Below are 24,101 nucleotides of genomic sequence, written 5' to 3'. Positions count from 1 at the left end.
TGATTCTCATTATTGCATGAAGCCATCCGCTTGAAAATGAACTTTTGCGTCACCCGTTCTGGACATTTCCGACAGCCATTCAGACAGGCTGAGGGGCAGACATCCCGGTTAACCCTAAATGCTCGCGCAGTGTATTCCCGCTGTACTCTGTACGATAAATGCCGCGATTTTGCAGTTCAGGAACAACCTTGCTCACAAAATCCTCAAGACCGGACGGGAGCAGCGGTGGCATCAGATTGAAACCATCGGCAGCACCTGCCTCCAGCCATCGCTGCATCGTATCCGCAATCTGAATAGGCGTACCCGCCACCGTGAAGTGCCCGCGGCCGCCTGCCGTGCGGATAATCAGCTCGCGGATCGACAGCTTTTCCTCGCGGGCAAGATTGACATAGAGCTGAAAGCGGGCCTGCTGGCCCTGCACCTGCTCTGGCGCGGGCAGCCGCTCATAAGGCAGCGGGCCATCCAGCGGACAATCGGACAGATCCGTCTGCAACAGCGCCGACAAATTGTACAGGCCGTAATCAGATACGCTCAGCTCATTCAGCTCCCGCTCCTTCTCCTTCGCCTCTGCTTCCGAATCGCCGATAAAGGGGATGAGCCCGGGCAAAATTTTCAATTGCTCCTCGTTGCGTCCCCACGCTTTCAGCCTGCCCTTCAGATCAGCATAAAAGGCAATCGCCGACTCTATGGAAGGCTGTGCCGTGAACACCAGCTCCGCCCACCGTGCAGCGAACGACCGGCCGTCCTCGGAGGAGCCTGCCTGTACAAGTACCGGCACCGCCTGCGGTGAGCGCGGCAGATTGAGCGGACCGGCCACCGATAGATGCTTGCCCTCGTAATCAGCGGCCTTGATCCGGCTCATATCAGCATAAAGACCAGCCTCCTGGTCGATCAACAGCGCGTCCTCCGCCCAGCCTGTCCACAGCCTGACCGCCGCCTCGACGAACTCATGCGCCCGCTCGTAGCGCAGCGAATGATCCAGGTGCCTCTCCCTGCCAAAGTTGCGGGCAGTCGCATCACCGGTCGAGGTCACAATATTCCAGGCCGCACGACCGCCGCTAATATGATCCAGCGAAGCAAACTTGCGCGCGATATGGTAGGGCTCATTGTAGGTGGTTGAGGCGGTCACGGTCAGTCCGATTTTCTCGGTTACCGCCGCCAGCGCCGCCTGCATCGTGAACGCTTCAAGCTGCGGGATGACCCGGTATTTCGTCATTTTATTCAATCGGTATTTCTCCGCAATAAAAATCGAATCCATCTTCGCCTGCTCAGCCAGCTGTGCCATCCGCTTATAGTAGCGAAAATCGGCTGCCAGCTGCGGACTGGCATCACGATGGCGCCAGCTTGCTTCATGATGCCCGGTGCTGAGCATGAACAAATTCAGGTGAAGCTGACGTCTCCCCCGCTCCGCTGCACTCATACTCCATCTCCTCCTTCTCCGATATGCCCGTATCCGAGCTTTTCACGGCTGCGTTGCTCCCGCTGCTGCTTCTCCAAGGCCTTCCGTCCCAATTCCTCCGCACGCAGCGGATCAATGGCGAACAGGCCGTCCTCGTCGCCGATGATCAAATCGCCTGGACGTACCGCCACGCCGCCGACGCTGATACAGGTGTTGACCTCCCCTTCCAGCTCCAGTGAACGGGTTGTCAGGGCACTGATGCCGCGAGAGAACACCGGGAAGCCCAGCTGTCTTAGCGCCGCTGCATCGGAGACGCAGCCGGATACAACCGCACCGGCCACCTGCTTGCCGATCGCCTTATAGGCCCGGAATTCCCCCCAGCAGGCACGCTCTTCGTCGCCTGACATGTCGATGACGAGCACATCGCCCGGCTGGGCCAATTCAAGCGCCTCGCGCAGAGCCGCAGAATCCATATGGGGGAGGCGCACCGTAAGCGCTGAGCCCAGCAAGCGGATCGGATGAAACAACGGCCGCAGCCCGCGAATATAACCGAAATCGGTCAAATGTCCGATTGTGGAGGGCTGTATGCCGCGATACAGCTCCAGCAGCTCCGGCGCAAGCGGCTTGGCATGAGGTTCAATGCGCAGCATATGGCACCTCCTCCAACCTGGCCGCACGCAGCGGATTGGGCATCTCGCCCTTTCCGTACGGCATGCTGCCTGGCACCTTGGCCGTTTGCGCGAGCAGCGGCCGTACTACCTGTTTCCATGGCCAGCTCTCATCTTTGAACAGGCAGCTTGAGATGACCGCCTTCTGCAATCCCGGCAGCGCCGCCCGCTTCAAGGCTGTCTGCAGCGCTTCCTTCAGCTCCGTCCACATCCGCTCCTCAGAGAGGCTGTAAGCGTTGGACAGACTGTCCATGATGGAGAACAGATTCACCTGAATGCCAAGCATCTGGAAAAAAGCCATCAGCTGCTGCGGCGAATCATGATACAGCGAATTCGGTACACCAGGGCGCAGCATATATTCGGGATCAGCCAGGCCCTCTGCATGCAGCCACGGCACATGGACGCGCAGGGCATCATGATCACGCAACAGAAGGCCGCATACTCGTCCTTCCTGGAGAACGAGGACTGCATTTTGTCCGTGCGCCTCTGGCACGAGACCGAAACGCAGCAGCCGCAGCGACAGCTCGCCGAACGTCTCCGCAATCTCGCGGAACAATTCAAGCGCCGCCTCCGCTGTATTTGGCAGACCCCGTAATTGCAGCCATTCAGCGAGCAGCAGTGCCTGACGGCTATCCGCAGCGAGCGCCGACATCGGCACGAGACACTTCCTGTTGTCGCTCATTAACTCTTCGGGATAAGTGCGGATCAGTGCAGAGAGGTGGCGCGGATCGTCCGCGAACAAGTCATTGTCCTGCGGCTTCAATGCCCACCAGCGCCCTTCCTCACATAAATACAGCCGCTCGTTCAGCACCGGATCAAGCTGCCTGGCCTGCCGCAGCAATCCTTCGGCCCGTACGCCGTTCATCATCTTGATGGCCGACAAATAGCGCAGGCCGCCGAGTGAACGGATGCCAAGCGGCAGCTTCACATGCCGCGACGGCTCGTCGTCGAGGCTCATCAGCGAGCGCACGGACGAAGTAGCGTAAAACGTTCCTGCCTCTATATCCAGCGGAACACAAACACCGCTGTCCAGCTCCGGACGCAGTCGCTGCGGCAGCATCGCCTCCATCTGCCATGGATGGACGGGGAGAACGATATGCGTGCCGTTCAGCCCCCGCTGCGTGAGCTCCTTTTCCAGCTCCTGCTGCTCCGCAGCCGACAACAGCAGCGATTGTGGCAGCACGTTCGCCGCGTCATCACCGCTCAGCAGCCGATCCCGCCGCACGGCCATCCAGCGCAGCCGGATCGGCTGCCCCGCCTCCGCCGTAAAGCGGCCGCATTCGTCGCGCTCCCAGCCGAGCTTCGCCTTGGCAACAGGATGAAACGGGCGATCCCTCCCTGCAGCATAGCGTTCCAGAGACAGCAGCGCACGATCAGGCGGCAGCGACAGCAGCGCGGAGTACGGATGACTCCGCTCCAGGGACCAGGCGATCTGTGCGACGGTCTGCTGCAGCATGTCGATGAACACCGCTGTGCCCTCGGGATGTATCCCCGCTGCTGCGGCATGACTGTCAGCAACAAGACGCATCAGCTCCGGCGGGGACAGCAGCCGCGCGCGCCCATCAGCAACATTTGCCGCTACAACGGCTTCCGGAGTACAGCGCCAGCGCTGTACGACCGAGCGGCGAAGTCCGAACATGACTGCGGTTCCATCACCATCCGGACGCCATAAACCGATCAGCGCTCCTGCCAATTCTGCATCTGCTCCAGCCTTATCGGTGGCTGCCGCTTCGCTGCACAGCAGACTCCAGGCCGCAGCGAACACATCGTCTGATTCAGCCAGCTCGGCACAGGCTGAAGGGGGCAGCATCTGCAATCCGTCCAGTAACTCCTCTGCCAGCAGCGCGTTTAACAGATCCTCCATCACACGTCGCTTTGCTTCCTGTTCAACCAGCTTATTTGGCATGAGCGCTCACTCCTTTCACTGCGCGAAACGCATAGAGCGGATTCGGCACCCACCGGGGATCAACCTGTGTGTCCGGCCACAGGCGGCGGCGGGCCAGCTGCTCAATGCGAATCGTCTCCGAGAACAGATCATACAACCCGTACTGTGCTGCGAATTCGGGATGGCGATGCTGATAATCATGGATGATACCTGCTACACGCTCCCAGAATGACTCCTCCGCTACCCCGAGGCGTTCGTGTAAAAACAGGGCAAGATCTCCGAGACAGACGAAAAAGAACGCACTGTGCAGAAAATCCCGCACGGCATGCGGATCATCTGTCTGCATATAGGAATGCCGATTCTGAGCCAGGTGGGCAGCAGGCTCGGGATGCAGCTCCGGACAGAGCTGCGGCTGTGGCAGCAGATGACGGCAAAACCGCACGCCATCATGAAAATCGCGCAGCACGATACGCACCGGACGGCCGTCGCGATGCAGCAGCAAAATATTTTGCGCATGTGACTCCAGCGCCACCCCATGGGCATACAGCAAATGAATCAGCGGCGTAACCGACGCCTGCAGGAGCTCTCCAAGCCATTCATCCACTCCGTAACGGGAAATCCATTTCTTAACCACTGCTGCCTGCTCGCCCTCGGGATGTGACAAGGCAGCAAACGGAAGTGCCTGCTCCCCATCCCGCAAGATCGCTCCCACGCCCCGTCTCATGATCGCTCCCAGCGCACCATAGGCACGTTCGCGCACTGAAGATGGCAGCTCCTGCGTATCCATTGCGATACCTGCATATTCATCAAGCAGCGCAAAATCCGGCTTGTCCGGCGTTTGATCGGAGGCCAGCAGGTCGTGCAGCCAGTCCGACACCAATGCAGCGTTCAGTACCGTATGCCGTGCCAGCATGCGTCGAGTGGATGTGTTGACAATACCGAGCGCAAGCTTCAGCGTCGCTTTGCGGCGGTCGCTGACATTTTCCAGACTGCGTATGGATTGCTGTGCCCGATAGACATCATCCGAACGCCCGAGCGGAAGCAGAATGCCATCGGCAATCTCCCCATGCAGCGCAGGTACGACCATATGCTCCCATTGCCACGGATGCACAGGCAGCAACAAGTAGTCTTCGGGACGATGGCCGTTATGCAAGATCACAGAGTGAAACCGCTCCAGAACAGCTTCGCCCAGCTCCTCCCTCAACCATTCGCTTTCTTCCAAACCACGCCGCAGCGACAGCTGCGCATGCGAACGGGCCACAGCCACCCATAACGGCCGTAGCAGCTCCCCAAATTCCGGGCCGTACAGACGATTGTCGGCGGAATCAAAACCGATGCGGGATTTGTAGCAGGGATGGTACGGATGGCCGTCCAGCTCTCCTTCCGCGTGATCACGCAGCCGCTGCGCTCCTTCGTGTGCCCGCCACGCCCGGGATTCCGTATCATGCAGAAGCGTACGGGACAGCTCCTCCTGCAAGCGAAGCAGCAGCTCTCCTTGCTGCTGTTGTCCGAGCACTTCATCCACAAAAAGCGCCAGTCGTGCGGGTGACGTCCTCCCGTCCGGCGCAATGCGCTGCAGCGATTCACGTTCCAGGCGGATACGCCCAAAGCTGAAGCTGCGGCGGCAGGAAAAGCGGTAAAGAACGGCTTCTCCGGTCGCCGATCGGCCAGCCAGCTCCGTGATTCGGGTCTCTCCTGCCTGCGGCAGTCCTTCATCCGGCAAAGCGATTTCTTCATACAGCACCGCTTCAAGTAATTGTCTCAGTACGCGCCGCTCTGCCGCCGCGTATTCATCGGAGCGGATGGCCAGGCTGCGCGTATCGATTTCATTCCAAGGTTTCATATTTTTTCTCACCTCGCGTGATTTCGTTTATACGTTGTTTCTTGTATTTCAGCCGTATTCACATTCGCAAGCATAGTGTGCCGATCCGCTGTCTTCATCCAGACCAGATTGACTGCGAGCAGTATGGCTGAGCCAACAAATATATAGTGCAGACCAAAGGCCGCGGCCAGCCAGCCCATGCCGATCGAGCCGAGCAGGCCGCCGGCCATTTGGGCACAGTTGAGATAGCTGAAGGCACGGCTTTCCATGCCTGTCGGAGCGCAACGACGTACAAGCACATTCAGGGACGGACCAAGTCCGCCAAGGCAGGCACCACTGCAAAAACGCAGGACGATCAGCTGCCACAGCTGCTGTACGAAGGTCTGCGGAATCATCAGCAGCACAGCTCCAAGCAGCGATCCGCTCAGCACGCGGCGCTGTCCGTGACGGTCGCCCAGTCGCCCCAGCTGCGGCGCGGCAAGCATATTCGCCACGCCCATCGCTGCTGCAGTGAAGCCGGCGAGCAATGCCACATTGTCGCTGTCAGGGGCTAGCATTTGCACGTATAACGGGATAAACGGCAAGGTGCCCACCATCGCCGCACGCTGCAAAAAGGCGGAGACGAGCAGCGCTGGCATGGCACGACGGGACATGATTTCCTGGAAATCACCCCTCAGTCCATTCATCTGCATCTCGGCCGGTCTCTCCTCCCGCTGCTCATGTACACCAAACAGCACAACCAGGGAAGCGGCAAAAATGCCAATGCCGATATACAGGAACACCGAAGCAAAGCCGAATTGATCGGCCAGCACACCACCGAGCAATGGGCCGCATATCGTCCCTCCGACCGAGCTGGAGTGCAGAAGACCAAGCGCATAGCCGCTTCTCTCCTGCGGCGAGTTCTTGGCGGTCAGTGCTATTGCAGCCGGACTGAAGCCGGAGAGCATACCGTTAAGCAAGCGGAGCAGCAGCAGTTCCAACGGATTGCTCACCACGCTCATGAGCGTAATGGTCAACGCCATGCCAAAGCCTGAACGCAGCAGCATCGGCTTCCGTCCGTAGCGGTCAGCCAGCCGCCCCCACAATGGGCCCAGGAAAAAGGCACTGAGCAGATTCGCACCGTAGATCGCTCCGGACCAGAGCATCACTTCTGCCTGCCCATGCACACCGAGCTCTTGCAAATACAGCGGCAGAAACGGCGTCACACAGCTGACGGAGGCCATCGCCAGAAACTGACCCACGCACAGTATGTACAAACTACGCTTCCAACCTTCCATCTCCGCCAGTCTTCCTTTCGTTGTCATTCCTTTTTTTGCACCATACGTGCTGCAGCACCACAAACCCGTCAGCCAAGCCAACAGTCACTTACATCACAGCTGCTTCCTTGTATACAAGCGATCCATAGCCATTCAGCGCCGCTCGCCCAGGATCGGATTCGGAATGGAGATATATAAAGGCGTATCTCCTTTGTTGGCCAGACAGCTGGAAAAATTAGCTTTCGCAGGCAGCGTTTCCCCGTTCAACAGTTCGTCTACATACGGGCGCAGCCGTTCGCTCGCACGTTCGCGCTCCTCAAGCAGCAGACTGCGGACTACAGCCCAGCCCTCGCGCTCTGATCGGCCTTGCCAGAGAGCCAGCGCATGAATGAGCGAGCCAAGGTGGTTGACGAAAAAATAATATTTAGTGCGATGCCACGCTTCGTCCGGGGCGTATAACAGCGGGCTGTCCTCCCCTATCGCCCTTCCGACCCACCCTGCCTTGCGGGCAAGCTCACGATCCACACTCATCCCTTCCAGATCACGGGTGTAAAAGCAGCTCGGCCAGCCGTCCTTAAGCGACAGGAGCGAATTTTGCGCATGTGCCTCAAAGCTGATGCCGAAGCGGTCCCAGACACGCAGCAGCGGCAGCATGGACAGCCGCAAATAGCGCTCCAGCCAGTGCTTTATGTCCGGTATGGCCAAGTCTCCCCCGGCCTGTGCGCTTGCTGTGATCACCTGAGCCAGCTTGGGTGTCTGTTCACCCGGCCAGCTCTCCAGAACAGAGGCCAGCACAAATGTCGCCGCTGGCTCGAAATCCATGGGTCTGAACAACACCGTAAAAGCCGGGTCGGTTCGTTCCTCACCGGGGGCTATTATGCCGGCATATCCCGTTTCCGGCAGCAATCCCGGCAGCTCCTTTGCCAGCTCTTCCCCCAGATTCGCGGTCAGCCGTGCGGCGTCTAGCGTACGTGCTGTCTGCTCCGGTGTATTAACACGAATCAGATTCGTAATACGCACCTCCAGTGGCAGCTTCCAGCCACAGCCGCTCTGCGGCTCCCATACGGTACGCACCGAAGAGGTAGGAAATACTCGCGGCCCGAGCGGGCCAAGCGGGATGATTTTCCCCTGCTGTATGGACGCACGAACCCAAGGCCGCTCCAGCAGGCGAAGCGCCTGCCATGGGTGCATGGGCAGCGGCCTGTACAGTGCTTCCGCCTCGGCGCCCAATCGATCCGACAATGCCTGCTGGAACGGTGCAAGTGCCTCCGGCGGAAAGGCGCGGCTCTGTTCGCCCGGCAGCCACTCCCCGCACAGCTCAGAAGCGTGAACAGCAAAATAATACAGGGCAAAGTCAACGCCGCGCTCCGGGCTGTAACGCTCCTGCTCCGGCTCGCTCATTCCTTCGGAGCTTTTCGGATAAGGGTGAAACGGATGCCCGGCAAATACGCTTTGCTCCGACGTAATATAATCCAGTCTGCGCACGTCCCTGCCAGCCTTCCCTGCTTCCATCCACCTCTCCAAATGTCCGCTTAACTGGGAGACGCTGCGGCGGATGCGCTGCAGCACCGCTGTCGTGTTCTGGTCAGCACCCAGATGGAAACGCAGCGCCAGCTCAGAGACAAGCACCCCGGCCAGTTCGTCGAATGTCAGCGGATGAACGGAGCCGTCACGCTCCAGCATCCAGCCTTCCGCATACAGATGCTGTCCTGTCAGCGAGGCGTAACGGATCATACCGCGAATTCGGTCACCATCCGCCAGTCGCAAGCTCAGCGGGAAGGCTTCGCCACGCTCCGCCGCTTCAGCAAGTTTGCGAGGATATTCTACCACATCTCCGTTTTCCCGCAGGAAAGCATTAAGTAATGAACGTACGGCCATGCTCTCGGATATCCTCATGTTCTCTGCCGAACTCTCCGTCCTACTGTACAGCGAACTATCCCTCGTACTCCTCACCGCATTCTTCGCCGTATTTGCCGATAACTCGTCTGTTTTTACCGGCAGCTCGTCCGCCAGCTTCTCCTCATACCTCCCGCCTTTCGTTGGCGAGGATGCTCCACGCCCCATTAGCATGGCAAAGCCTTGCGGGCTGCCCGCACCGATTCGCTGAACCGATCAGCGATATCGTCCAGTTGCTCCTCCGTAACGATGAGCGGCGGAAGAAAGCGCACAACGGCTGAATGCCGTCCGCCAACCTCCAGAATGAGTCCACGCCGCAGACATTCCTGCTGGATTTGCGCAGCTAACCGTGGAGCGGCAGGGATATGACCGAGATGGTCCGGCTCGCCGTACTCATCAACAATCTCAACCCCAATCATCAGCCCAAGTCCGCGCACATCCCCAATACAACGCTCCTGCTCCGCCAGCGCCCGCAGCCGTCCTTGCAGCCGCTCACCCAGCTTGCGAGCCCGCTCCGGCAGTTCCTGCTCCTTGATATAGCGCAGCGCTGCCAGTCCGGCAGCCATGGCCAGCTGATTGCCACGGAAGGTGCCGATATGCGCGCCCGGCCGCCAGACGTCGTAGCGCTCATGGTAGACAACGACGGAAAGTGGCAGGCTGCCTCCAATGGCCTTGGACAGAACGATGGCATCCGGCTCGATTCCGGCATGCTCGAAGGCGAACAGCTTGCCGGTACGGCCAAGCCCGGTCTGTACCTCATCCACAATCAGAGGAATGTCCCGCTCCCGGGTAATACGGCGCAGTCCGGCGAGCCAGGCCGCTGGAGCGGGTATTGAGCCACCTTCTCCCTGAACAGGCTCGACAATCATCGCCGCTGGCGGCACGATGCCACTTTCCGGATCACGCAGCACATTCTCGATATAACGAAGGCTCAGGCGCTGTGTCTCATCCCCTCCAACACCGAATGGGCAGCGGTAAGCGTATGGATACGGCAGAAAATGAACGTCCGGCATCAGTCCTGCGACATGCTCCTTCTGTCCAAGAGTACCGCTGATGCTCATCGTTGCATGGGTCGAGCCGTGATAGCCCCCGTGAAACGCCAGCACACTGCGCCTGCCGGTCGCCGTCTTCATCAGCTTGATCGAGGCCTCGACGGCGTCGCCTCCGGTAGGACCGCAAAACTGGATACGGGCATGACGGGCAAAAGACGGAGGCAGACTGGCAAATAGCTCATCTATAAAGCTCTCCTTAAGCGGAGTTGTGAGATCAAGCGTGTGCAGAGGATATTTCTGATCGAATACCTTCCTCATCGCCTCAATCACCACAGGATGATTATGCCCAAGCGCCAAGGTTCCGGCGCCGGCTAAGCAATCATAATAGACCTTTCCGTCCATATCCCTGATATGGACTCCCTCCGCTTCGGCGATAACGATCGGAAGACGTCTGGGATAGGAGCGGGCCGAAGATTCACGCTCCTGCTGGCTTTGTAAATAGCGGCTGTTAGCAGATGCTTCAGTTGCCGCTGTAGCTGGATGCATACGGGTTCACTCCTTTGGCACAATTTCATCAACCAATCAATAATGATAATCATTATCAACAAGTTAGGTAAATCATACCATTTCGCGTACCCGGCTGAATATTATCCTGACAGATTATATTAATACTTCTATCGGATAAATTCGCTTTAATCAAACGCACGACTGCCCCCTTGCAGCTTCTCAGCCAGCAAAAAGACGAAATCGCCTCCTGTCTGCTCGATACACAGGGTCTTTTTAATGTTTTGAATATGCTTCTTCACCGTATTCACACTGATATATAACTCCTCGGCAATTCTCCTGATACTGTAATGGCGGCACAACAGCTCGGCGATCTCAAGCTGCCTTCCGCTAAGCGCAGCTGACTTCGAATCCTCCTCTGACTGTGGGCTGCGCGGGCTTGCAATCACAGGGAAGGCCTCCTGATCATCAGCCGCTACATACTCCATCTTCACCTGAATGCAGTCGCGGATATTCATTTGCACAACCCAATTCATAATGATCCTGTGCAGCTCGGCCAGCTCCTCGCGTTCCCGTTCATTGCTCACGCTGGAGGCAACCGTTAAACTCAGTTTAGTAACAGGCATAGGTCCCTCACCGTCCGAATTGGAGTGTTTTGAAAAAAATCATAGATTATGAATATGAAAATTAGAGGTAAAGGGCGATAGCAGGGTCTCGGCAATTTCGTCAACGACCCTATTCATTGCCAGCGGGCCATAATAACCAGTCCAGAGTGCTGTATGACAATGACGGACCCGGCCGCTGCGAACCGCGCTCATGCTGCTCCATAAAGGGCTTTGCTGATATTGCCGGGTCTGCTCCCGATTCTTATTGTCGGTCAGGACGAACAGCCGGTCTGCCTGCAGCCCCGGCAGTGCCTCCAGCGGAATCAACGAACTGGTGCCTGGCTGCTTCACCGCGAGCGGTGGAGGTGCAAGACCAATATCTTCATAAAGCAGGCGGGCGGTCCGGTGTCTATCGGTATGCAGGCGTATGCTGCCGTCACGCGGCCGGATCAGCGCTACGGTCTGCTCACCGCCACCCTCAAGTCCGCGCCGCAGCCGATCCAGCTTGGCATTGAAGGTGTCAAGTGCCTCCAAAGCCTGCTGCTTTCGGCCAACCAACTCTCCAAATCTGAGCAGTGTCAACCGCCAATCTTCATAGCGGTCGAACATCACGGTCGGGGCTATAGCAAGCAGCTCTCCGTAGCAATGCTCCTGAAACGAAGTGCATACAACGAGGTCAGGCTGCAGCTCAGCCAGCGCCTGCAGATCGGGCTGCTCTTTCGTCCCTAGACGGACCATGCTTCCCATGGATTCCATTAGGGTGACCGGGAGCCCGTCGGTCTCGACACTGCAAGCAACGCTGCCTGCCGGGCAAATGCCAAGTGACAGCAATTGATCTGCATATTGGTAATCAAGCACAGCGATCCGCTGGGGCTCGCGCTCAAGCTCAAGTGTTCCGCGCATATGCGGAATACGAATCCTGCCATCTGCGTAAGCCAGTCCTCCGGTGCACATCAGTGTCAGGGACAACAGGTCCCGGAACGATTGCGTAGCGCTTCCCCTCTGATGATAACTATCGAATCTGGCGGGAACAATGACAGTTTGCGACACCGCACTTGGAGAAATGCGACAATTTGTGCATTTTACTTCTGAAGATAGGTTGCCTGCGGTCAGTATCTGCTTATAGCCCCTCGGTGACAGGCCGGTCTTTTTTTTGAACAAACGGCTGAAATAATAGCTATCGGGATACCCCACCTCCTCAGCGATCTGAGCGACAGGCCGGTTACCCTGCTCCAATAGCCGTTTGGCATGCTCCAAGCGAATTCCGATCAGATGCTCCATCGGGCTGTGCCCGAAGCGTGCCTTAAAGCCTCTTTGCAGCTGGCGCGGGCTTATGCGAAGCCGCTCGGCCAAGGAAGACAATGTGAGAGGCTCGCTATAAAAGGCTTCCATATGCCGGAGCGCAGCAGCGATCATATCCTGTTCCTCTGTCTGCTCCTCAGCTCCCTCCAGCCTTTCCAGTTCGGTCAACAGCAAATGAACGAAGGCGTACAGCCGCTGCTTCGTCTCCAGCCGTGTCAGCGGTTCTTCCTGCTGCCACAACCTGTCCATATCAGAAGCCATGCTCCTATACACAGCTGCTGCTCCGGGGGGGACTGCATAACAGGTGCGGAAGTGTTGGACGGCCGTCAGCGGTTCGGTCAGCCCACCTGGCAACGGGTGTGGAAGCGACGCTTTGAACAGAATCAGGAAGAATTCCAGACCATCCGAAGCCTGACTGATATACAGGCGTGTTCCCTTTTCGACATGAACGACCGGAGCCTCCTCTGCACTGCAGATCACACCGCCTGTCTCAATCCGTGCCATCCCTGACCCCGATACGAGAAAAAGCTCTGCTGGAGCACAATAATCAAATTCTTCCCCTGGCTGCAAGTACCCCCTGCGGATATCCACAATATCCACGGAAGCGCATGACCATAGCAGGATTTGATCGCGTATCGACATCCTTTTCCAACCCCCCAGACTTCCAGAATTTATATTTATTCTATTATAGATTCATTGATAATCATTATCAACAACTTGCTATGACCAACATTGTTTTCCGCAAAGTCATCCGCCCAACTATCAGACCGACGGTTCATACTCGCTCAGCTTGCCTTCGTAAATGAGCTGCAGCCGCTCGCTTTGCCGGAAATCGTCCGGCGTGACGAGCGCGGGCAGCTTGTTCCAGATGTTGATGCCGGACCGCTGCAAAATTTCCGCGACAAACTGCGAGCAAAAATAAGAGTTGCTGAATTCGACCGGCTCCTTCAAGGCGACACCGATCACACCCAGCAGGTTGTACATATATTTCTGACGGCTGCGGATAAAGAAGTGCAGGACCCGTCTCATTTTCTCGACCTCGCGCTCGGAGACCCGCAGCTCATAAATAACACATGTTGTGTTCGGGTACTTGCTGAACGTGCCTGTCTTGATATCCTCCTTCACAAATCCCCCGTTCAAAGGATTGCCGGGATGCTTTCTGCCGAAGCTGTACAGCTCGGAAAGCTCCCGATCAAAGGAAATCGAAGCATGATTGTAGGGTGCCTTCGTATAGGTTTGAATCACTCTCGTAAACAGCGTTCCAGTATTCGTAAGCAGTATAAAAACCGATCTCTCCGCTTCCATTTTACAAAATTACCCCTTATCAAGTTTGCAGTATTCCTTCATAATAGCATAGGGTCCCGGTAAATAAATCTCATTTTGTGATAAGTTGGTGATTGGCCGTGAACGGTTCATACTATACGCTAGCCCTTATATTTGCTGCCCTGCTCGCGATCCAGTTGATCTATTCTATTGTGAGCAAATTACAATCCGGCAAGGATTACACCGCCATCGGTTACCGGATCAAGACGTGGTGGGGCATGTTCTTTATATTCTGCCTGGCTACCCTCTTCAACTCGGTAGTGTCGCTGCTCTCGCTCATGGTGCTTGCCTTCTTCGCCCTGAAGGAGTACTTCTCCATGATCAAGACGAGAAAAGCCGACCGCCGGTTGTTTCTGTGGGCATACCTCTCCATTCCGGTGCAGTTCTACTGGATTTATATCGGATGGTACGGCATGTTTATCGTTTTTATCCCAATCTATGTGTTTTTGTTCCTTCCGCTCCCTCGCTTGATTAACAAAGGCACGGTCGGATTTCTGCGCAGCGTCAGCTCGACCCAGTGGGGACTCATGCTGATGGTGTTCGGGCTCAGCCATCTGGCCTATTTCCAGTTCGCGACGCCACAGTACGGTGCGGGGCTTGTGCTTTATCTGGTCGTGCTGACACAGCTAAACGATGTGGTACATTATCTGGCCTCCATTTACTTCGGCAGGCGGAAGGTGGTGCCGACAGCCAATCCGCATGTAACCTGGGAAGGCTTTGCGAGCGCATTTGTCGTTACAACCGCGGTTTCTTATCTGATCTATCCTTATCTGACGCCGCTGAATCCAATCTTCGCGCTCATTTTCGGCATGCTGATCAGTCTGAGCGGATTCTTCGGCAGCCTGACCGTGTCCGTGCTGAAGCGGGATCTGTTAATCGCCGATGACGATAAATTTGATGCTCTGAAGCAGAGCTACTTAAGCCGGGTCGACAGCCTGACCTATACCTCGCCGGTCTTTTTCCATGCACTCCGTTATTTCGTTGATTTTATGTAAAACAACCTGGATCCTTTTTAAGGACCCAGGTTGTTTTACATAAGCCGGCCTTTTAGATCTCATCCGGAATGTTGACCAGCACCTGATACTCGTTATCCGGCTGCAGGTCTTTCAGAATGCCATCGGTAACAAGGACATCATCGGCATACACCTCGATGGCGTCAAGTCCCGGCACCTTCTTCATGACGATGTGAAGCCTGGCGCCTCTGAAGTCCCGTTTGACCGAAGCCTCTTTCCACCCGGCAGGAAGCTGCGGTTTGATCTGCAGCCCTTCCTTGCAGCCCTGCAGCCCGAACAGCCCGTCGATCAGGCAGCGGTACACCCAGGGAACCGTTCCCGTGTTGAACAGATGGCTCGAACGGCCTGCAGTACGCGGGAACTGCCCGTAAGCTCCGCGATAATAGTTCGGTATAAATACAGGCAACTGGCCGCGCTGCACAATATCCTCCAGCTCCGGTCCGGGAATCATTTTGCGCAGCAGCCGGTAGGCATCTTCCTTCTCACCGACGGTATAAAGCGCGTAAATGTAGAATGCCGCCGCATGATTGTAGACCGCGCCGTTCTCGGCGGAGCCCGGATGCTTCTGCGTAACCCTGCCCACATCCTCCCGCATCGAGGTGAAGGACGGTGCCAGCTTTTCTACACCATACGGCGTCTCCAGCTGCTCCGTGACCGCCCGCATCAGCTTGCTTTGCTTCTCCTGGTCGGCGGCACCGCTCAGCATGGACCACCCTTGTGGATTGATGAAGATGCGGCCCTCCCGGTCGGTGCTGATCCCGAACTTGACGTTGTCATCGGTGATGCCGCGCGCGTACCACTCGCCATCCCACAGATATTGGTTGACGACCTCATTGGTCTTTTGCGCATCAGCCCGAAATTCCTTGGCCTTATCCGGATGTCCGCTGCTCTCGCATATCCCTGCCCATACGTTGAACGCATAGGCCGTCGCGATGGTCAGCCAGCCGGAAACCCCTTTGCCCTTGTAACCGACCATATTCATCGGATCACACCAGTCGCCCTGGTTGATATAATTCAATCCCCGTTCATCGCGGTCGTTCATCAGCCAGAACATGGCCTTGTTGATATGCTCGAATACGGATTCCGTTTCCTCGCTGTCGGCATAAGGCACCTTTTCTTCCAATATGGAGTAATCGTTCGTCTCATCCAGATAGGTGCTCAAGCAAATGGGCAGCCAGACACAATGGTCCGTATGCGGAACCTGATTAATGTACTTCAGCTCCGCATCCTTGTGCAGTATGATGCCGTCCGGCATGGCACCGTTTGCATTTTGCTGCCTTAATGCGATCAGGAAGGCCTCTCTGGCCGTCTGTGGCTTGATGTAGCTCATTCCCATATGGTCCTGCAGGAAATTGCGCGTCTGCGGATCGGTTGTGAGGCGGTTCGTTTGTCCGTGATAATACATTTGCCGTGGCAGCCAGTGATTGACGAAGTTATCCAGATCCGGGTCCGGCGTTGCAATCTCGATGCGGCCTCTGCCTTCCCGTATGTAGCGATCATATTCCCGTTCAGCGGCCGTAAAACCGTCTTCGCCATCAGCATTGGTATTCAGCAGGTAATTGCTGCGGATTTGGGCAACCTGCTCTTCATCCCTGGCTGGTCCGAAAATGAATCTGTAGGCCTCCTCTTCGCCTGGGGCCAGCTCTATTCGATACTGCAGGACGGCGGCCGGCGTTTCGTACCTTGCATCCCCCTTGGACAGAAGCTCCTGATCCCGGATTCCGCTTGGCATGGTAATGCCGCCCTCTCCTTCGAAGACCTCCTGGTTCACTTCCCAGGCCGCAGGCTTCCGCTCCGCGATCAAAAAGGTTTTGTCGCTGAATTCCTTGATTTTAGAATAATCCTGATATTTCTGATATGGCGTGATCGAAGTACATACAATGGCTTGCAAATCCTCGTGGTATTGACCGGACTGGTTCATCCATGACATATACCCTACGGTGAAATAAGGGTAGATACTTAATTTCCGCGGGGCTCCTGACAGGTTCTTCACCTTCACGCGCCACAGCTCCAGGGCGTCCTCCCGCGGCAGGCTCAAGCTCATTTCGACATGAATGCCCTTGCATTCCACCCTCCATACCATGCTGCTTTTCCCGATTGCAAAAGTGTATTGATCCGCCTGTTCGCGCACAGGCTCATAAGGGGCGGAGAAGACTTCGCCGCTTTCCTCATCCTTCACGTACAGAAAACGTCCGGGATGATGCGCATAATACGGCTGCTCAGGCTGCATGAACGTCTTCGCTTCCAGATTGGGGGCGTGAGAATACTTGGCAGGCTCAGGCTGCATGAACTGGGCCACGACGTATCCGCGGCAGTTCACATGGATCATCATCTTCTCATTCCACAGAAAGCCTGAAGCCTTGGGAAGGGCGGTAGGGGACAACAGCTCATAAAACTCTTGATCTTCCGATGGTCTGATCATTTTTTCATACCTCTTTTCCACAGGTTATACAACGATTCAGCAGATTGGAAGCAGTATGTGTCCGTTTGATTCTATCAATCTGCCATAAATTTTCCTGTCTATTATATCACTTTGAATGATTGCCCTGCAGCTTCCGGATCAATACGATTTGCCCAATATGATAAGCATTGTGGGTTGCCGTATTGCTGATCAATTCCCACCAGACTGCAGGCACCGGGAACCCCGCCACTGGCGCTTCAAGCCTTTCAACACTAAGCAGGTGTTGCCATTGCAGAAGCACATTAAGAAGTCTGTCTCTTAAATTGTGAAATGGGACATTCTCCGCTACGATAAAGCTTTTATTGTTGTCTTGCACCGCGACTGCCGCATCCATGCTCCCCTCCATGAATCTGGTCAGCCATATCTCGTTCCAATACAGCAGGTGCTGTGTGATCTCGGCGATGCTATGACAACCCGGAGCAGGCTTCCAATAGGCTTCCTCCTCCGAAACTCCTTCAACAGCCTGTAAGAAAGGCAAGTGCCAGCTTGGATCATTCGCATTGGCCAGAAGCTGATTCGCAAGAACTTCCTGCGCATGTACCAATTCATTTCCCCCTTTTCGTCACTCCCTCAATCATAACGCAGACGAACGAAAACCGGCGATCTTAATTTAAAAAAATTACCCTGATTTGAATCTCAGACCGCTAATGGATATGATAGCTTTAACATTGTTTTGGGGAGGCTTCGTTACGTGGCAGTCTTAATCAACGAGCAAATAAAAGCTTCCGAGGTGGTGCTCACCGGACTACATGGCGAGAATCTCGGTATCTTCTCCAGAGAAGAGGCGCTCTCCATGGCCCGCTCTCAAGGATTGGACCTTGTCTGCACCTCGCTCATGAGCAGTCCCCCGCCCTGCAGCCTGGTCGCCAAGGGCAAGGGAAAGGCGCTCTCACAGCAGAAGAAAGCGGCAGCAGGCAAAGCGGACAGTGGCAAGCCTGCGGGGAAGAACGCTAAAGAGAAGGTCAAGGAGCTGCGCTTCACCGCCCATATTGAGGAGCATGACTATGACACCAAGCTTCGTCAGGCGGACAAGCATCTGCGTTCCGGCAAGCCGGTGCAGCTGGTCGTAAGAGCAAGCGGGGCCAAAGAAGCCGCTGTCGCCAAGATGGTGCTGGAACGGCTGCTGGCTGATCTGAAAGAGACCGGAGTGAAGGAAACGGGCATCCAGACAAGCGGCAAAGGCTCGCAGGTAAAAGTAAATCCGCGCTGAACGGTCAAAGCCGCACCATGGCATCCATATCCATAGTGCGGCTTTTATAATCTATACCCGCTCCTGACGATGAAATAGGTTCATCCATCTGACAGCATTTTCAGAGGCTCTTTCCAGGTTGCGTTGACCCTGCGCCAATGCTTCCTCCAGGGAAGAAGCACCCTGCATAATCCCGAAAATTGCATCGATTTTCTCATACAGCACCTCAATATCTTCCCCGACTCTCCCTGCAAAGGCAACAACCGGCTTGTCATATTTCTTGGCTATGGTTGCCACCCCATATGGGGTTTTACCGTATCGCGTCTGGGAATCAAGACTGCCTTCCCCCGTCCATACCATATCAGCGCTTTTGATTTTCTCCTCCAGCCCGGTATATTCAATAACAATGTCAATTCCTTTCTTTAAAGAACCATTCAAGAACACCATCAATCCTGCACCCAGACCACCTGCAGCACCTGCTCCGGGCACGTCGGCGATGTCTTGATGGAGCTCTGCTTTAATGACATTTGCATAGTTTCTTAAATTTCTGTCCAGAATCCCGACCATCTCCGGCGTAGCACCCTTTTGCGGCCCAAACACGGCTGAAGCCCCCCACGGACCGCAAAGCGGATTGCTGACATCACAGGCGACCTCAACGCTAACCTCCTGCAGGCGCTGATCGAAATTCGTCAAATCAATACGGGCTAATCGTCCCAGCTCTCCCCCGCCGTATCCCAATTCTGAGCCGTTGCGGTCTAACAGCCTTCCTCCCAGTGCCTGAACTACCCCGGCCCCGCCATCATTCGTGACGCTGCCGCCGATCCCGATCAGCAGCTTTTTTACACCATGGTCCAGACAGGCCTTGATCAATTGCCCGGTGCCATAGGTGGTGGTGATCAGCGGATTCCTCTCCTCCGGGCGGACGAGGTGAATGCCGCTTGCACTGGCCATTTCAATGACCCCTGTGGCTCCGTCTCCGAATATTCCGTAAGAAGCCTCCACTTCCCTGCCCAGAGGCCCTGTGACACGCGCCGTATATTTCTTTCCGCCTGTCGCGTCGATCAGCGATTGCATCGTGCCTTCACCGCCATCCGCCATCGGAACCTGAATGCAGGCAATACGAGAATTCGCTTTCTTAATCCCTCTCTCCATCGCCTCACAGGCCTCTTTCGCCGTCATGCTCTCTTTAAACGAATCCGGAGCCAGCAAGATCACAAAATCCTTTTTCATCCCCATCTCCCTTTCCGTCATCTATGATTGATAACGCTTTCTTATCCAATCATAGTACAAACGTGGCTGTTTTTATATATGTGAAAATGAAAAATCCATAGCTAAACAATGTCTGCTTTTAAATAATCTCTGAAATTGCTATCCTATAAATAAAACTTGTCTATTCGGCCAAAATAAAAAAATTGAGGTGAATTTAAAATGAGCAGTATCGGTAGAAATGAGCTTTGCCCTTGCGGGAGCGGGAAAAAATACAAAAAATGCTGTCTGGAGAAGGACCGAGCTTTGGAGCAAACGCATCAGGCTGCCCCTCCTGCCACTATGAAGGATGAGGATATCGGCAGAGAGCTCGCTTCTTTTGCCAAGTCACCCGCCAAGCTGCGTGAATTCATAGGCCAGTTTGATTGGCCGAAGCAGGCACAGCGGCAATTGGCGGAAGAACTGGCTCTGGAGCTGTATGCAGAGTATAAACCAAGTTCTGCAAATACGCGCGAGACACTCGCCGGAACCATTGTGATGTGGCACAGCTTTTGCGAGGATACGAATCCTGGCTTCCGTAAACCGGGCGGTTATAAAGCGGCTTTAGAATTCTTTTTTCTGATCGATGCCCTGGAGGATTTTCCAAACCAAAGCGAGCTGGCCATTAAGCATGGCATTTCTGCCTCCACACTGACCAACTGCTTGAACAAGCTGGAGGATCATTTTGAAGAAAAAGGTATCCAGGCATTGAATGAACTCGAAGACGACCCATTCCTGCCATCTCCCGCTTTTTCGAATCTGGAGCATGAAGCAAAGATAGCCGAGATAACCAGTCTGCTGAAGGCCCAAAATTTTGATAGCATTGAGGATGTCCAAGCCTTTTTATCCGCTCAACTCAGCAATCCATCTGCTCAGCAGGCCTTCTCACCTGCGATAAATACGGATAAAGTCCTGGAGCTCCTGGTTGCCGCCGATAACGAGTCATCACCCGCCAAACGCAAGAAGCTGCTGGAGCAGGCGATTCAAATGGATCCTGAGCATCCCGATACACTCATTATGTTGTCAGAGGATGCGCCAACCATTGGCGAGTCCATGAAACTGGCCCAATCTGCCATGGAATCAGCAGCCAAGAGATTGGGAGAGGCTTTCTTCAAGGAAAATCGCGGACATTTCTGGGGACTCATTGAAACCCGGCCGTTCATGCGTGCCAAAGCCGCCTATGCCCATTTATTATCATTGTCCGGCAGACTGGGCACGGCTTGCGAGCATTATGAACAACTCCTTGAATTGAATCCGAGTGACAATCAGGGAAACCGCTACGATCTGCTTATGCATTATTTGCAACTGGAACGATTGAACGAAGCTGACCGGCTGCTCAAATCTTACGGGGATGAGGCTACCTGTTTTATATTGTATGACAAGCTGATCCTGGAATACCTGAGAAACGGTGTGACAGAACATCTTACTTTCTTATATCGATTGGCACGAAAAGAAAACAAGCATGTTCCCGCCTACCTTCTCGGGCAAAAAAGACTTCCTTCAACTATACCGACCTCTTATTCGCTGGGCAGTACGGAGGAAGCGGTCACCTACGCCTTTTCACACGCACGAATTTGGGATCAACTGCTCGGTTTAAAAGATTGGATGGCAAAGACAAGATAAAACTTCCCCCAATTCACGAGGTCTCTATGGAGTAACGGGCTCTAACGAAAGGTCCGTTACTTCATGGACTGGTGATTGGAGCTTAGGATTCGAAATATTTTTGTTTAACATAGTAATATGCCGGCTTTTCACCCTTCTGATCTATAAGTGACATTTCAATCAGTTCTTTTATCATTTTTCTGATCGTTGCTTCCGACTTGGAAAAAATTCCGGCCAGTTCCTTAATGGTAAGACCACTGCTTGAGTCAAAGAAATGATTTTGCGCTAATACGAACATCATGTCTGTATAAGTTTTATCCATGTTCTCAAAAATAGGATCTTGATTTAACTTTTCATAAGCCATTCTTAACAGTTCGCTCTTTTCTTTTAATTCAGCAGTCATTTCAATTAGGGCCTCTAAGATAATTGCTAAAAACGTTTCAATAAAATAATTCAGCTCACCTCTGCTTTTTATACTATTTGAAATTTCAAAAGCCTCTAAATATTTATTTCTATATTTATTACATCCTCTTGACAAAGAAAGTGTAGAAATGCTCCCTAATGCTTCAGTTAAATACATATTGCTTATAAAGCGTGAAGTCCTTCCATTTCCATCATAAAACGGGTGTATATACCCAAAATAGTAGTGGCCAATTGCAACCTTAATTAAAGAAGGCACATCATCGTTTTCATTCATAAAAAGAAGCAATTTCTCTACAGCATTCATGATGGCTGTTTCTGGTGTAATGCCATGATGAATGACTTTTCCCGTCCCCGACTTTTTTAGCACATACGTTGATTCTCTTCTGAAAACCTCCCCATCCGGTAATTCTCGCCAATCTAACTCCCCTTCTGTGATATGATCATAAATTTCTCTAACATCTTGCGGCTTTTTAGGAAAATGAACATCATCAGTAATGAGCGTCAAATAGGATTTGATCATGCTCTCAAATCTTTTTTTTGATTTTTTATTTAACTGTACCTCTTTAGTGCTTCGGGCAATTTCCTCTCGGGTGCTTTTTACTCCTTCTAATTCATTTGTATTGAATAACTCTTCGACTAAACATTCATTAATAAACTGATTTTGGGCAGCCTTGGGAAGAGCATCAAATTTTCTCTGGAATTCCGCAGAAATCAAATGAATCTTACTTACTGTTTTGATCATCTCATTTGAGGGTATGTAAAACAATTCATATACATTGGGCTGGCTCATTGGCTTAATATTTAACCCCAAATGAAAAGCCGAATCGTAATTAAATCTCTGGTCATATATTTTATTGAAGTCACTACTTGTTTTCTCATGGAATATTTTAAACATATATCTCACTCTGAACACCCCCATTTCTTATATAAGAATAATTTTTACACATGCTCCTATAAGTGTCCAGATCTATTTGCAAAAAAGTTCTTGTTTTTTGAATTAAGATACCTCGCAAGAGCATCTGCCATTGCCATTCTTTTTTACCTTGACTCTTTTATTACAGTATGGACAGACTTTTTTTGCAAATACCCGCGCGGTTGTATTGGTCTGCGTACCCCCGACCCGTAAAACACAAAAAAACACCAGAGGATAAACCCTAATGGATCAATCCTCTGGTGTACTGCTCCCGGCTCTTGGCGGTGCGCAGTCGTCCTGTCTGAAAGCGGTCTTATTACGCCGCGCCAAACAGCTTCATAAAGCCCATAATGATAATGCCGACTACACCGAAATCCGTATCGCCAAAGGTGGTGCCGCTGAAGCCTACGCTGGACATGAATACCAGCATGATCGCAGGCAGGAAGCTAATCAGTAGGCCATTCGCAAATGCGCCAAGCATCGCTCCGCGCCGTCCTCCGGTCGCGTTGCCGAATACGCCAGCAGTAGCGCCGGTGAAGAAGTGTGGCACCAGCCCCGGGATGATAACCTTCAGGCCGACGAGCGGTAAGATGAACATGGATAGCAGTCCGGCCAGGAAGCTGAAGATAAAACCGATAATAACCGCATTAGGCGCAAACGGGAATACCGTCGGGCAGTCGAGCGCTGGCTTGGTGTTAGGCGCAAGCTTCTCTGCAATGCCTTTGAACGCCGGCACGATCTCGGCAATCAGCATCCGCACACCTGCCAGAATAATGTAGACCCCGGCGGCGAAGGTAATGGCCTGCATCAGTGAAAATACGATAAAGTTGGAGCCGCCGGACAGCTCGGATTCGATATATTCACGTCCGGCAAACAAGGCGACCACCACGAAGAACAGCGTCATCGTCAAGGAAACCGCTACCGAAGTATCACGCAGGAAGCCCAGCTGCTGCGGTACTTTGATCTGCTCGGTCGTCTTTTCCTTATTGCCCAACCATTTACCGATGGTAGCGGCAGTAAAATAACCGACCGAACCGAAGTGACCGACCGCAAAGTCATCGCTGCCGGTAATCTGGCGCACATAGGGCTGCAGCAGCGCCGGGAACAGAACCATGCAGAGACCGAGAATGATGGAGCCGACCACAACCAGCGGGAATCCGTTCATACCGCCGATGGTCAGCGCTACTGCGATCAGACAGGCCATGAACAAGGTATGATGGCCTGTCAGAAAAATATATTTCAGCGGTGTGAACCGGGCCAGGATAATGTTAACGATCATGCCGAAGACCATAATCAGGGCTGTCATAGCGCCGAAATCGCTTTGGGCGGCGGCGACAATTGCCTCATTCGTAGGCACAATGCCTTCCACCTGGAACGCATGGTTGAACATCTGGCTGAATATATCCAGCGAACCCGTTAACACCGTCGCCCCGGCACTAATAATCACAAACCCCATAATGGTCTTCAGGGTGCCGGACACGACCGTGGCGGCAGGCTTACGCTGGAGCAGCAGTCCTGCCAGGGCGAACAGTCCGACCAGAATGGCCGGCGTGCCCAGGATGTCGTTCATAATTAAGTTCATCATGTTGGCTGGACCTTCTTT

The 24,101-nt window shown here is 54.0% G+C and carries 18 protein-coding genes; 3 read left to right on the top strand and 15 right to left on the bottom strand.

The window, feature by feature from the left end; translation table 11 throughout:
* Positions 1-79: 79 nt before the first annotated feature.
* The 10 genes from ACE5LO_RS13385 to ACE5LO_RS13340 all read right to left on the bottom strand — a co-directional run bounded on the left by ACE5LO_RS13385 (position 80) and on the right by ACE5LO_RS13340 (position 13,634).
* The gene (locus tag ACE5LO_RS13385) at positions 80-1,420 is read right to left on the bottom strand and encodes an LLM class flavin-dependent oxidoreductase (RefSeq protein WP_375520523.1); all 1,341 of its coding nucleotides are present in this window, start codon (positions 1,418-1,420) and stop codon (positions 80-82) included.
* Positions 1,417-2,049 carry an RraA family protein gene (locus ACE5LO_RS13380; protein WP_375520522.1) on the bottom strand — a complete coding sequence of 211 codons (633 nt, stop codon included), beginning with the start codon at positions 2,047-2,049 and terminating at the stop codon, positions 1,417-1,419. The genes ACE5LO_RS13385 and ACE5LO_RS13380 overlap by 4 nt, the downstream gene beginning before the upstream one ends.
* The gene (locus ACE5LO_RS13375) at positions 2,036-3,973 is read right to left on the bottom strand and encodes an IucA/IucC family protein (RefSeq protein ID WP_375520521.1); all 1,938 of its coding nucleotides are present in this window, start codon (positions 3,971-3,973) and stop codon (positions 2,036-2,038) included. The genes ACE5LO_RS13380 and ACE5LO_RS13375 overlap by 14 nt, the downstream gene beginning before the upstream one ends.
* On the bottom strand, positions 3,963-5,795 hold the full coding sequence (locus tag ACE5LO_RS13370) for an IucA/IucC family protein (protein ID WP_375520520.1): 1,833 nt from the start codon (positions 5,793-5,795) through the stop codon (positions 3,963-3,965). Before ACE5LO_RS13370 ends, ACE5LO_RS13375 begins: the two co-directional genes overlap by 11 nt.
* 8 nt (positions 5,796-5,803) lie before the next feature.
* On the bottom strand, positions 5,804-7,078 hold the full coding sequence (locus ACE5LO_RS13365; RefSeq protein ID WP_375520519.1) for an MFS transporter: 1,275 nt from the start codon (positions 7,076-7,078) through the stop codon (positions 5,804-5,806).
* A gap of 105 nt (positions 7,079-7,183) precedes the next feature.
* Positions 7,184-9,100, bottom strand: coding sequence for an IucA/IucC family protein (locus ACE5LO_RS13360; protein ID WP_375520518.1), 1,917 nt, complete (start codon positions 9,098-9,100; stop codon positions 7,184-7,186).
* A complete protein-coding gene (locus ACE5LO_RS13355; RefSeq protein ID WP_375520517.1) occupies positions 9,094-10,464 on the bottom strand; it encodes a diaminobutyrate--2-oxoglutarate transaminase in 1,371 nt (456 codons plus the stop codon). The genes ACE5LO_RS13360 and ACE5LO_RS13355 overlap by 7 nt, the downstream gene beginning before the upstream one ends.
* A 146-nt stretch (positions 10,465-10,610) precedes the next feature.
* Positions 10,611-11,048 carry a LuxR C-terminal-related transcriptional regulator gene (locus ACE5LO_RS13350; RefSeq protein WP_375520516.1) on the bottom strand — a complete coding sequence of 146 codons (438 nt, stop codon included), beginning with the start codon at positions 11,046-11,048 and terminating at the stop codon, positions 10,611-10,613.
* Positions 11,049-11,087: 39 nt separating this feature from the next.
* Positions 11,088-12,971 carry a helix-turn-helix domain-containing protein gene (locus ACE5LO_RS13345; protein WP_375520515.1) on the bottom strand — a complete coding sequence of 628 codons (1,884 nt, stop codon included), beginning with the start codon at positions 12,969-12,971 and terminating at the stop codon, positions 11,088-11,090.
* A 120-nt stretch (positions 12,972-13,091) separates the two neighbouring features.
* Entirely contained in the window at positions 13,092-13,634 is a 543-nt protein-coding gene (locus tag ACE5LO_RS13340; RefSeq protein ID WP_375520514.1) for a hypothetical protein, read from the bottom strand.
* Between the two features lie 98 nt (positions 13,635-13,732).
* Between ACE5LO_RS13340 and ACE5LO_RS13335 the strand changes: the two genes are divergently transcribed.
* Positions 13,733-14,647 (top strand): phosphatidate cytidylyltransferase, encoded by a 915-nt coding sequence (locus ACE5LO_RS13335; protein WP_375520513.1) that lies wholly within the window; start codon positions 13,733-13,735, stop codon positions 14,645-14,647.
* A gap of 52 nt (positions 14,648-14,699) precedes the next feature.
* On the opposite strand, the gene ACE5LO_RS13330 is transcribed toward ACE5LO_RS13335, so the two are convergent.
* Entirely contained in the window at positions 14,700-17,087 is a 2,388-nt protein-coding gene (locus tag ACE5LO_RS13330; protein WP_375520512.1) for a GH36-type glycosyl hydrolase domain-containing protein, read from the bottom strand.
* Positions 17,088-17,193: 106 nt separating this feature from the next.
* The gene (locus ACE5LO_RS13325) at positions 17,194-17,670 is read right to left on the bottom strand and encodes a DinB family protein (RefSeq protein WP_375520511.1); all 477 of its coding nucleotides are present in this window, start codon (positions 17,668-17,670) and stop codon (positions 17,194-17,196) included.
* 147 nt (positions 17,671-17,817) lie between these two features.
* On the opposite strand from ACE5LO_RS13325, the gene infC reads away from it, so the two are divergent.
* A complete protein-coding gene (gene infC / locus ACE5LO_RS13320) occupies positions 17,818-18,336 on the top strand; it encodes a translation initiation factor IF-3 (protein ID WP_375520510.1) in 519 nt (172 codons plus the stop codon).
* 51 nt (positions 18,337-18,387) lie between these two features.
* Here the strand turns inward: infC and ACE5LO_RS13315 are convergent, their stop codons facing one another.
* Positions 18,388-19,545 (bottom strand): glycerate kinase family protein, encoded by a 1,158-nt coding sequence (locus tag ACE5LO_RS13315; RefSeq protein WP_375520509.1) that lies wholly within the window; start codon positions 19,543-19,545, stop codon positions 18,388-18,390.
* A 198-nt stretch (positions 19,546-19,743) separates the two neighbouring features.
* Here ACE5LO_RS13315 and ACE5LO_RS13310 point away from each other — a divergent pair, with 198 nt between their 5' ends.
* Complete coding sequence (locus ACE5LO_RS13310) at positions 19,744-21,183, top strand: SEC-C metal-binding domain-containing protein (protein ID WP_375520508.1); 1,440 nt, start codon at positions 19,744-19,746, stop codon at positions 21,181-21,183.
* An 82-nt stretch (positions 21,184-21,265) separates the two neighbouring features.
* Here the strand turns inward: ACE5LO_RS13310 and ACE5LO_RS13305 are convergent, their stop codons facing one another.
* Together ACE5LO_RS13305 and ulaA are read right to left on the bottom strand one after the other, a co-directional pair.
* Positions 21,266-22,480: a Fic family protein gene (locus ACE5LO_RS13305; protein ID WP_375520562.1), complete on the bottom strand. Its 1,215-nt coding sequence runs from the start codon at positions 22,478-22,480 to the stop codon at positions 21,266-21,268.
* 334 nt (positions 22,481-22,814) lie between these two features.
* A complete protein-coding gene (ulaA, locus tag ACE5LO_RS13300) occupies positions 22,815-24,083 on the bottom strand; it encodes a PTS ascorbate transporter subunit IIC (RefSeq protein ID WP_375520507.1) in 1,269 nt (422 codons plus the stop codon).
* Between the last annotated feature and the right edge of the window lie 18 nt (positions 24,084-24,101).

Origin of the sequence: Paenibacillus medicaginis (genome assembly GCF_042138635.1) — a bacterium.
In the GTDB taxonomy this organism is placed as follows: Bacteria; Bacillota; Bacilli; order Paenibacillales; family Paenibacillaceae; genus Paenibacillus; species Paenibacillus medicaginis.
This window is presented reverse-complemented; position numbering and strand designations above follow the sequence as displayed.

Excerpts from the sequence above, each read along its gene's own strand:
- ACE5LO_RS13345 (WP_375520515.1), bottom strand. The coding sequence starts at position 12,971 with ATGTCGATACGCGATCAAATCCTGCTATGGTCATGCGCTTCCGTGGAT.
- ACE5LO_RS13375 (WP_375520521.1), bottom strand. The coding sequence starts at position 3,973 with ATGCCAAATAAGCTGGTTGAACAGGAAGCAAAGCGACGTGTGATGGAG.
- ACE5LO_RS13315 (WP_375520509.1), bottom strand. The coding sequence starts at position 19,545 with ATGAAAAAGGATTTTGTGATCTTGCTGGCTCCGGATTCGTTTAAAGAG.
- ACE5LO_RS13330 (WP_375520512.1), bottom strand. The coding sequence starts at position 17,087 with ATGATCAGACCATCGGAAGATCAAGAGTTTTATGAGCTGTTGTCCCCT.
- ACE5LO_RS13310 (WP_375520508.1), top strand. The coding sequence starts at position 19,744 with ATGAGCAGTATCGGTAGAAATGAGCTTTGCCCTTGCGGGAGCGGGAAA.
- ACE5LO_RS13380 (WP_375520522.1), bottom strand. The coding sequence starts at position 2,049 with ATGCTGCGCATTGAACCTCATGCCAAGCCGCTTGCGCCGGAGCTGCTG.
- ulaA (WP_375520507.1), bottom strand. The coding sequence starts at position 24,083 with ATGATGAACTTAATTATGAACGACATCCTGGGCACGCCGGCCATTCTG.
- ACE5LO_RS13350 (WP_375520516.1), bottom strand. The coding sequence starts at position 11,048 with ATGCCTGTTACTAAACTGAGTTTAACGGTTGCCTCCAGCGTGAGCAAT.
- ACE5LO_RS13360 (WP_375520518.1), bottom strand. The coding sequence starts at position 9,100 with ATGCTAATGGGGCGTGGAGCATCCTCGCCAACGAAAGGCGGGAGGTAT.
- ACE5LO_RS13385 (WP_375520523.1), bottom strand. The coding sequence starts at position 1,420 with ATGAGTGCAGCGGAGCGGGGGAGACGTCAGCTTCACCTGAATTTGTTC.
- ACE5LO_RS13305 (WP_375520562.1), bottom strand. The coding sequence starts at position 22,480 with ATGTTTAAAATATTCCATGAGAAAACAAGTAGTGACTTCAATAAAATA.
- ACE5LO_RS13340 (WP_375520514.1), bottom strand. The coding sequence starts at position 13,634 with ATGGAAGCGGAGAGATCGGTTTTTATACTGCTTACGAATACTGGAACG.
- ACE5LO_RS13370 (WP_375520520.1), bottom strand. The coding sequence starts at position 5,795 with ATGAAACCTTGGAATGAAATCGATACGCGCAGCCTGGCCATCCGCTCC.
- ACE5LO_RS13365 (WP_375520519.1), bottom strand. The coding sequence starts at position 7,078 with ATGACAACGAAAGGAAGACTGGCGGAGATGGAAGGTTGGAAGCGTAGT.
- ACE5LO_RS13355 (WP_375520517.1), bottom strand. The coding sequence starts at position 10,464 with ATGCATCCAGCTACAGCGGCAACTGAAGCATCTGCTAACAGCCGCTAT.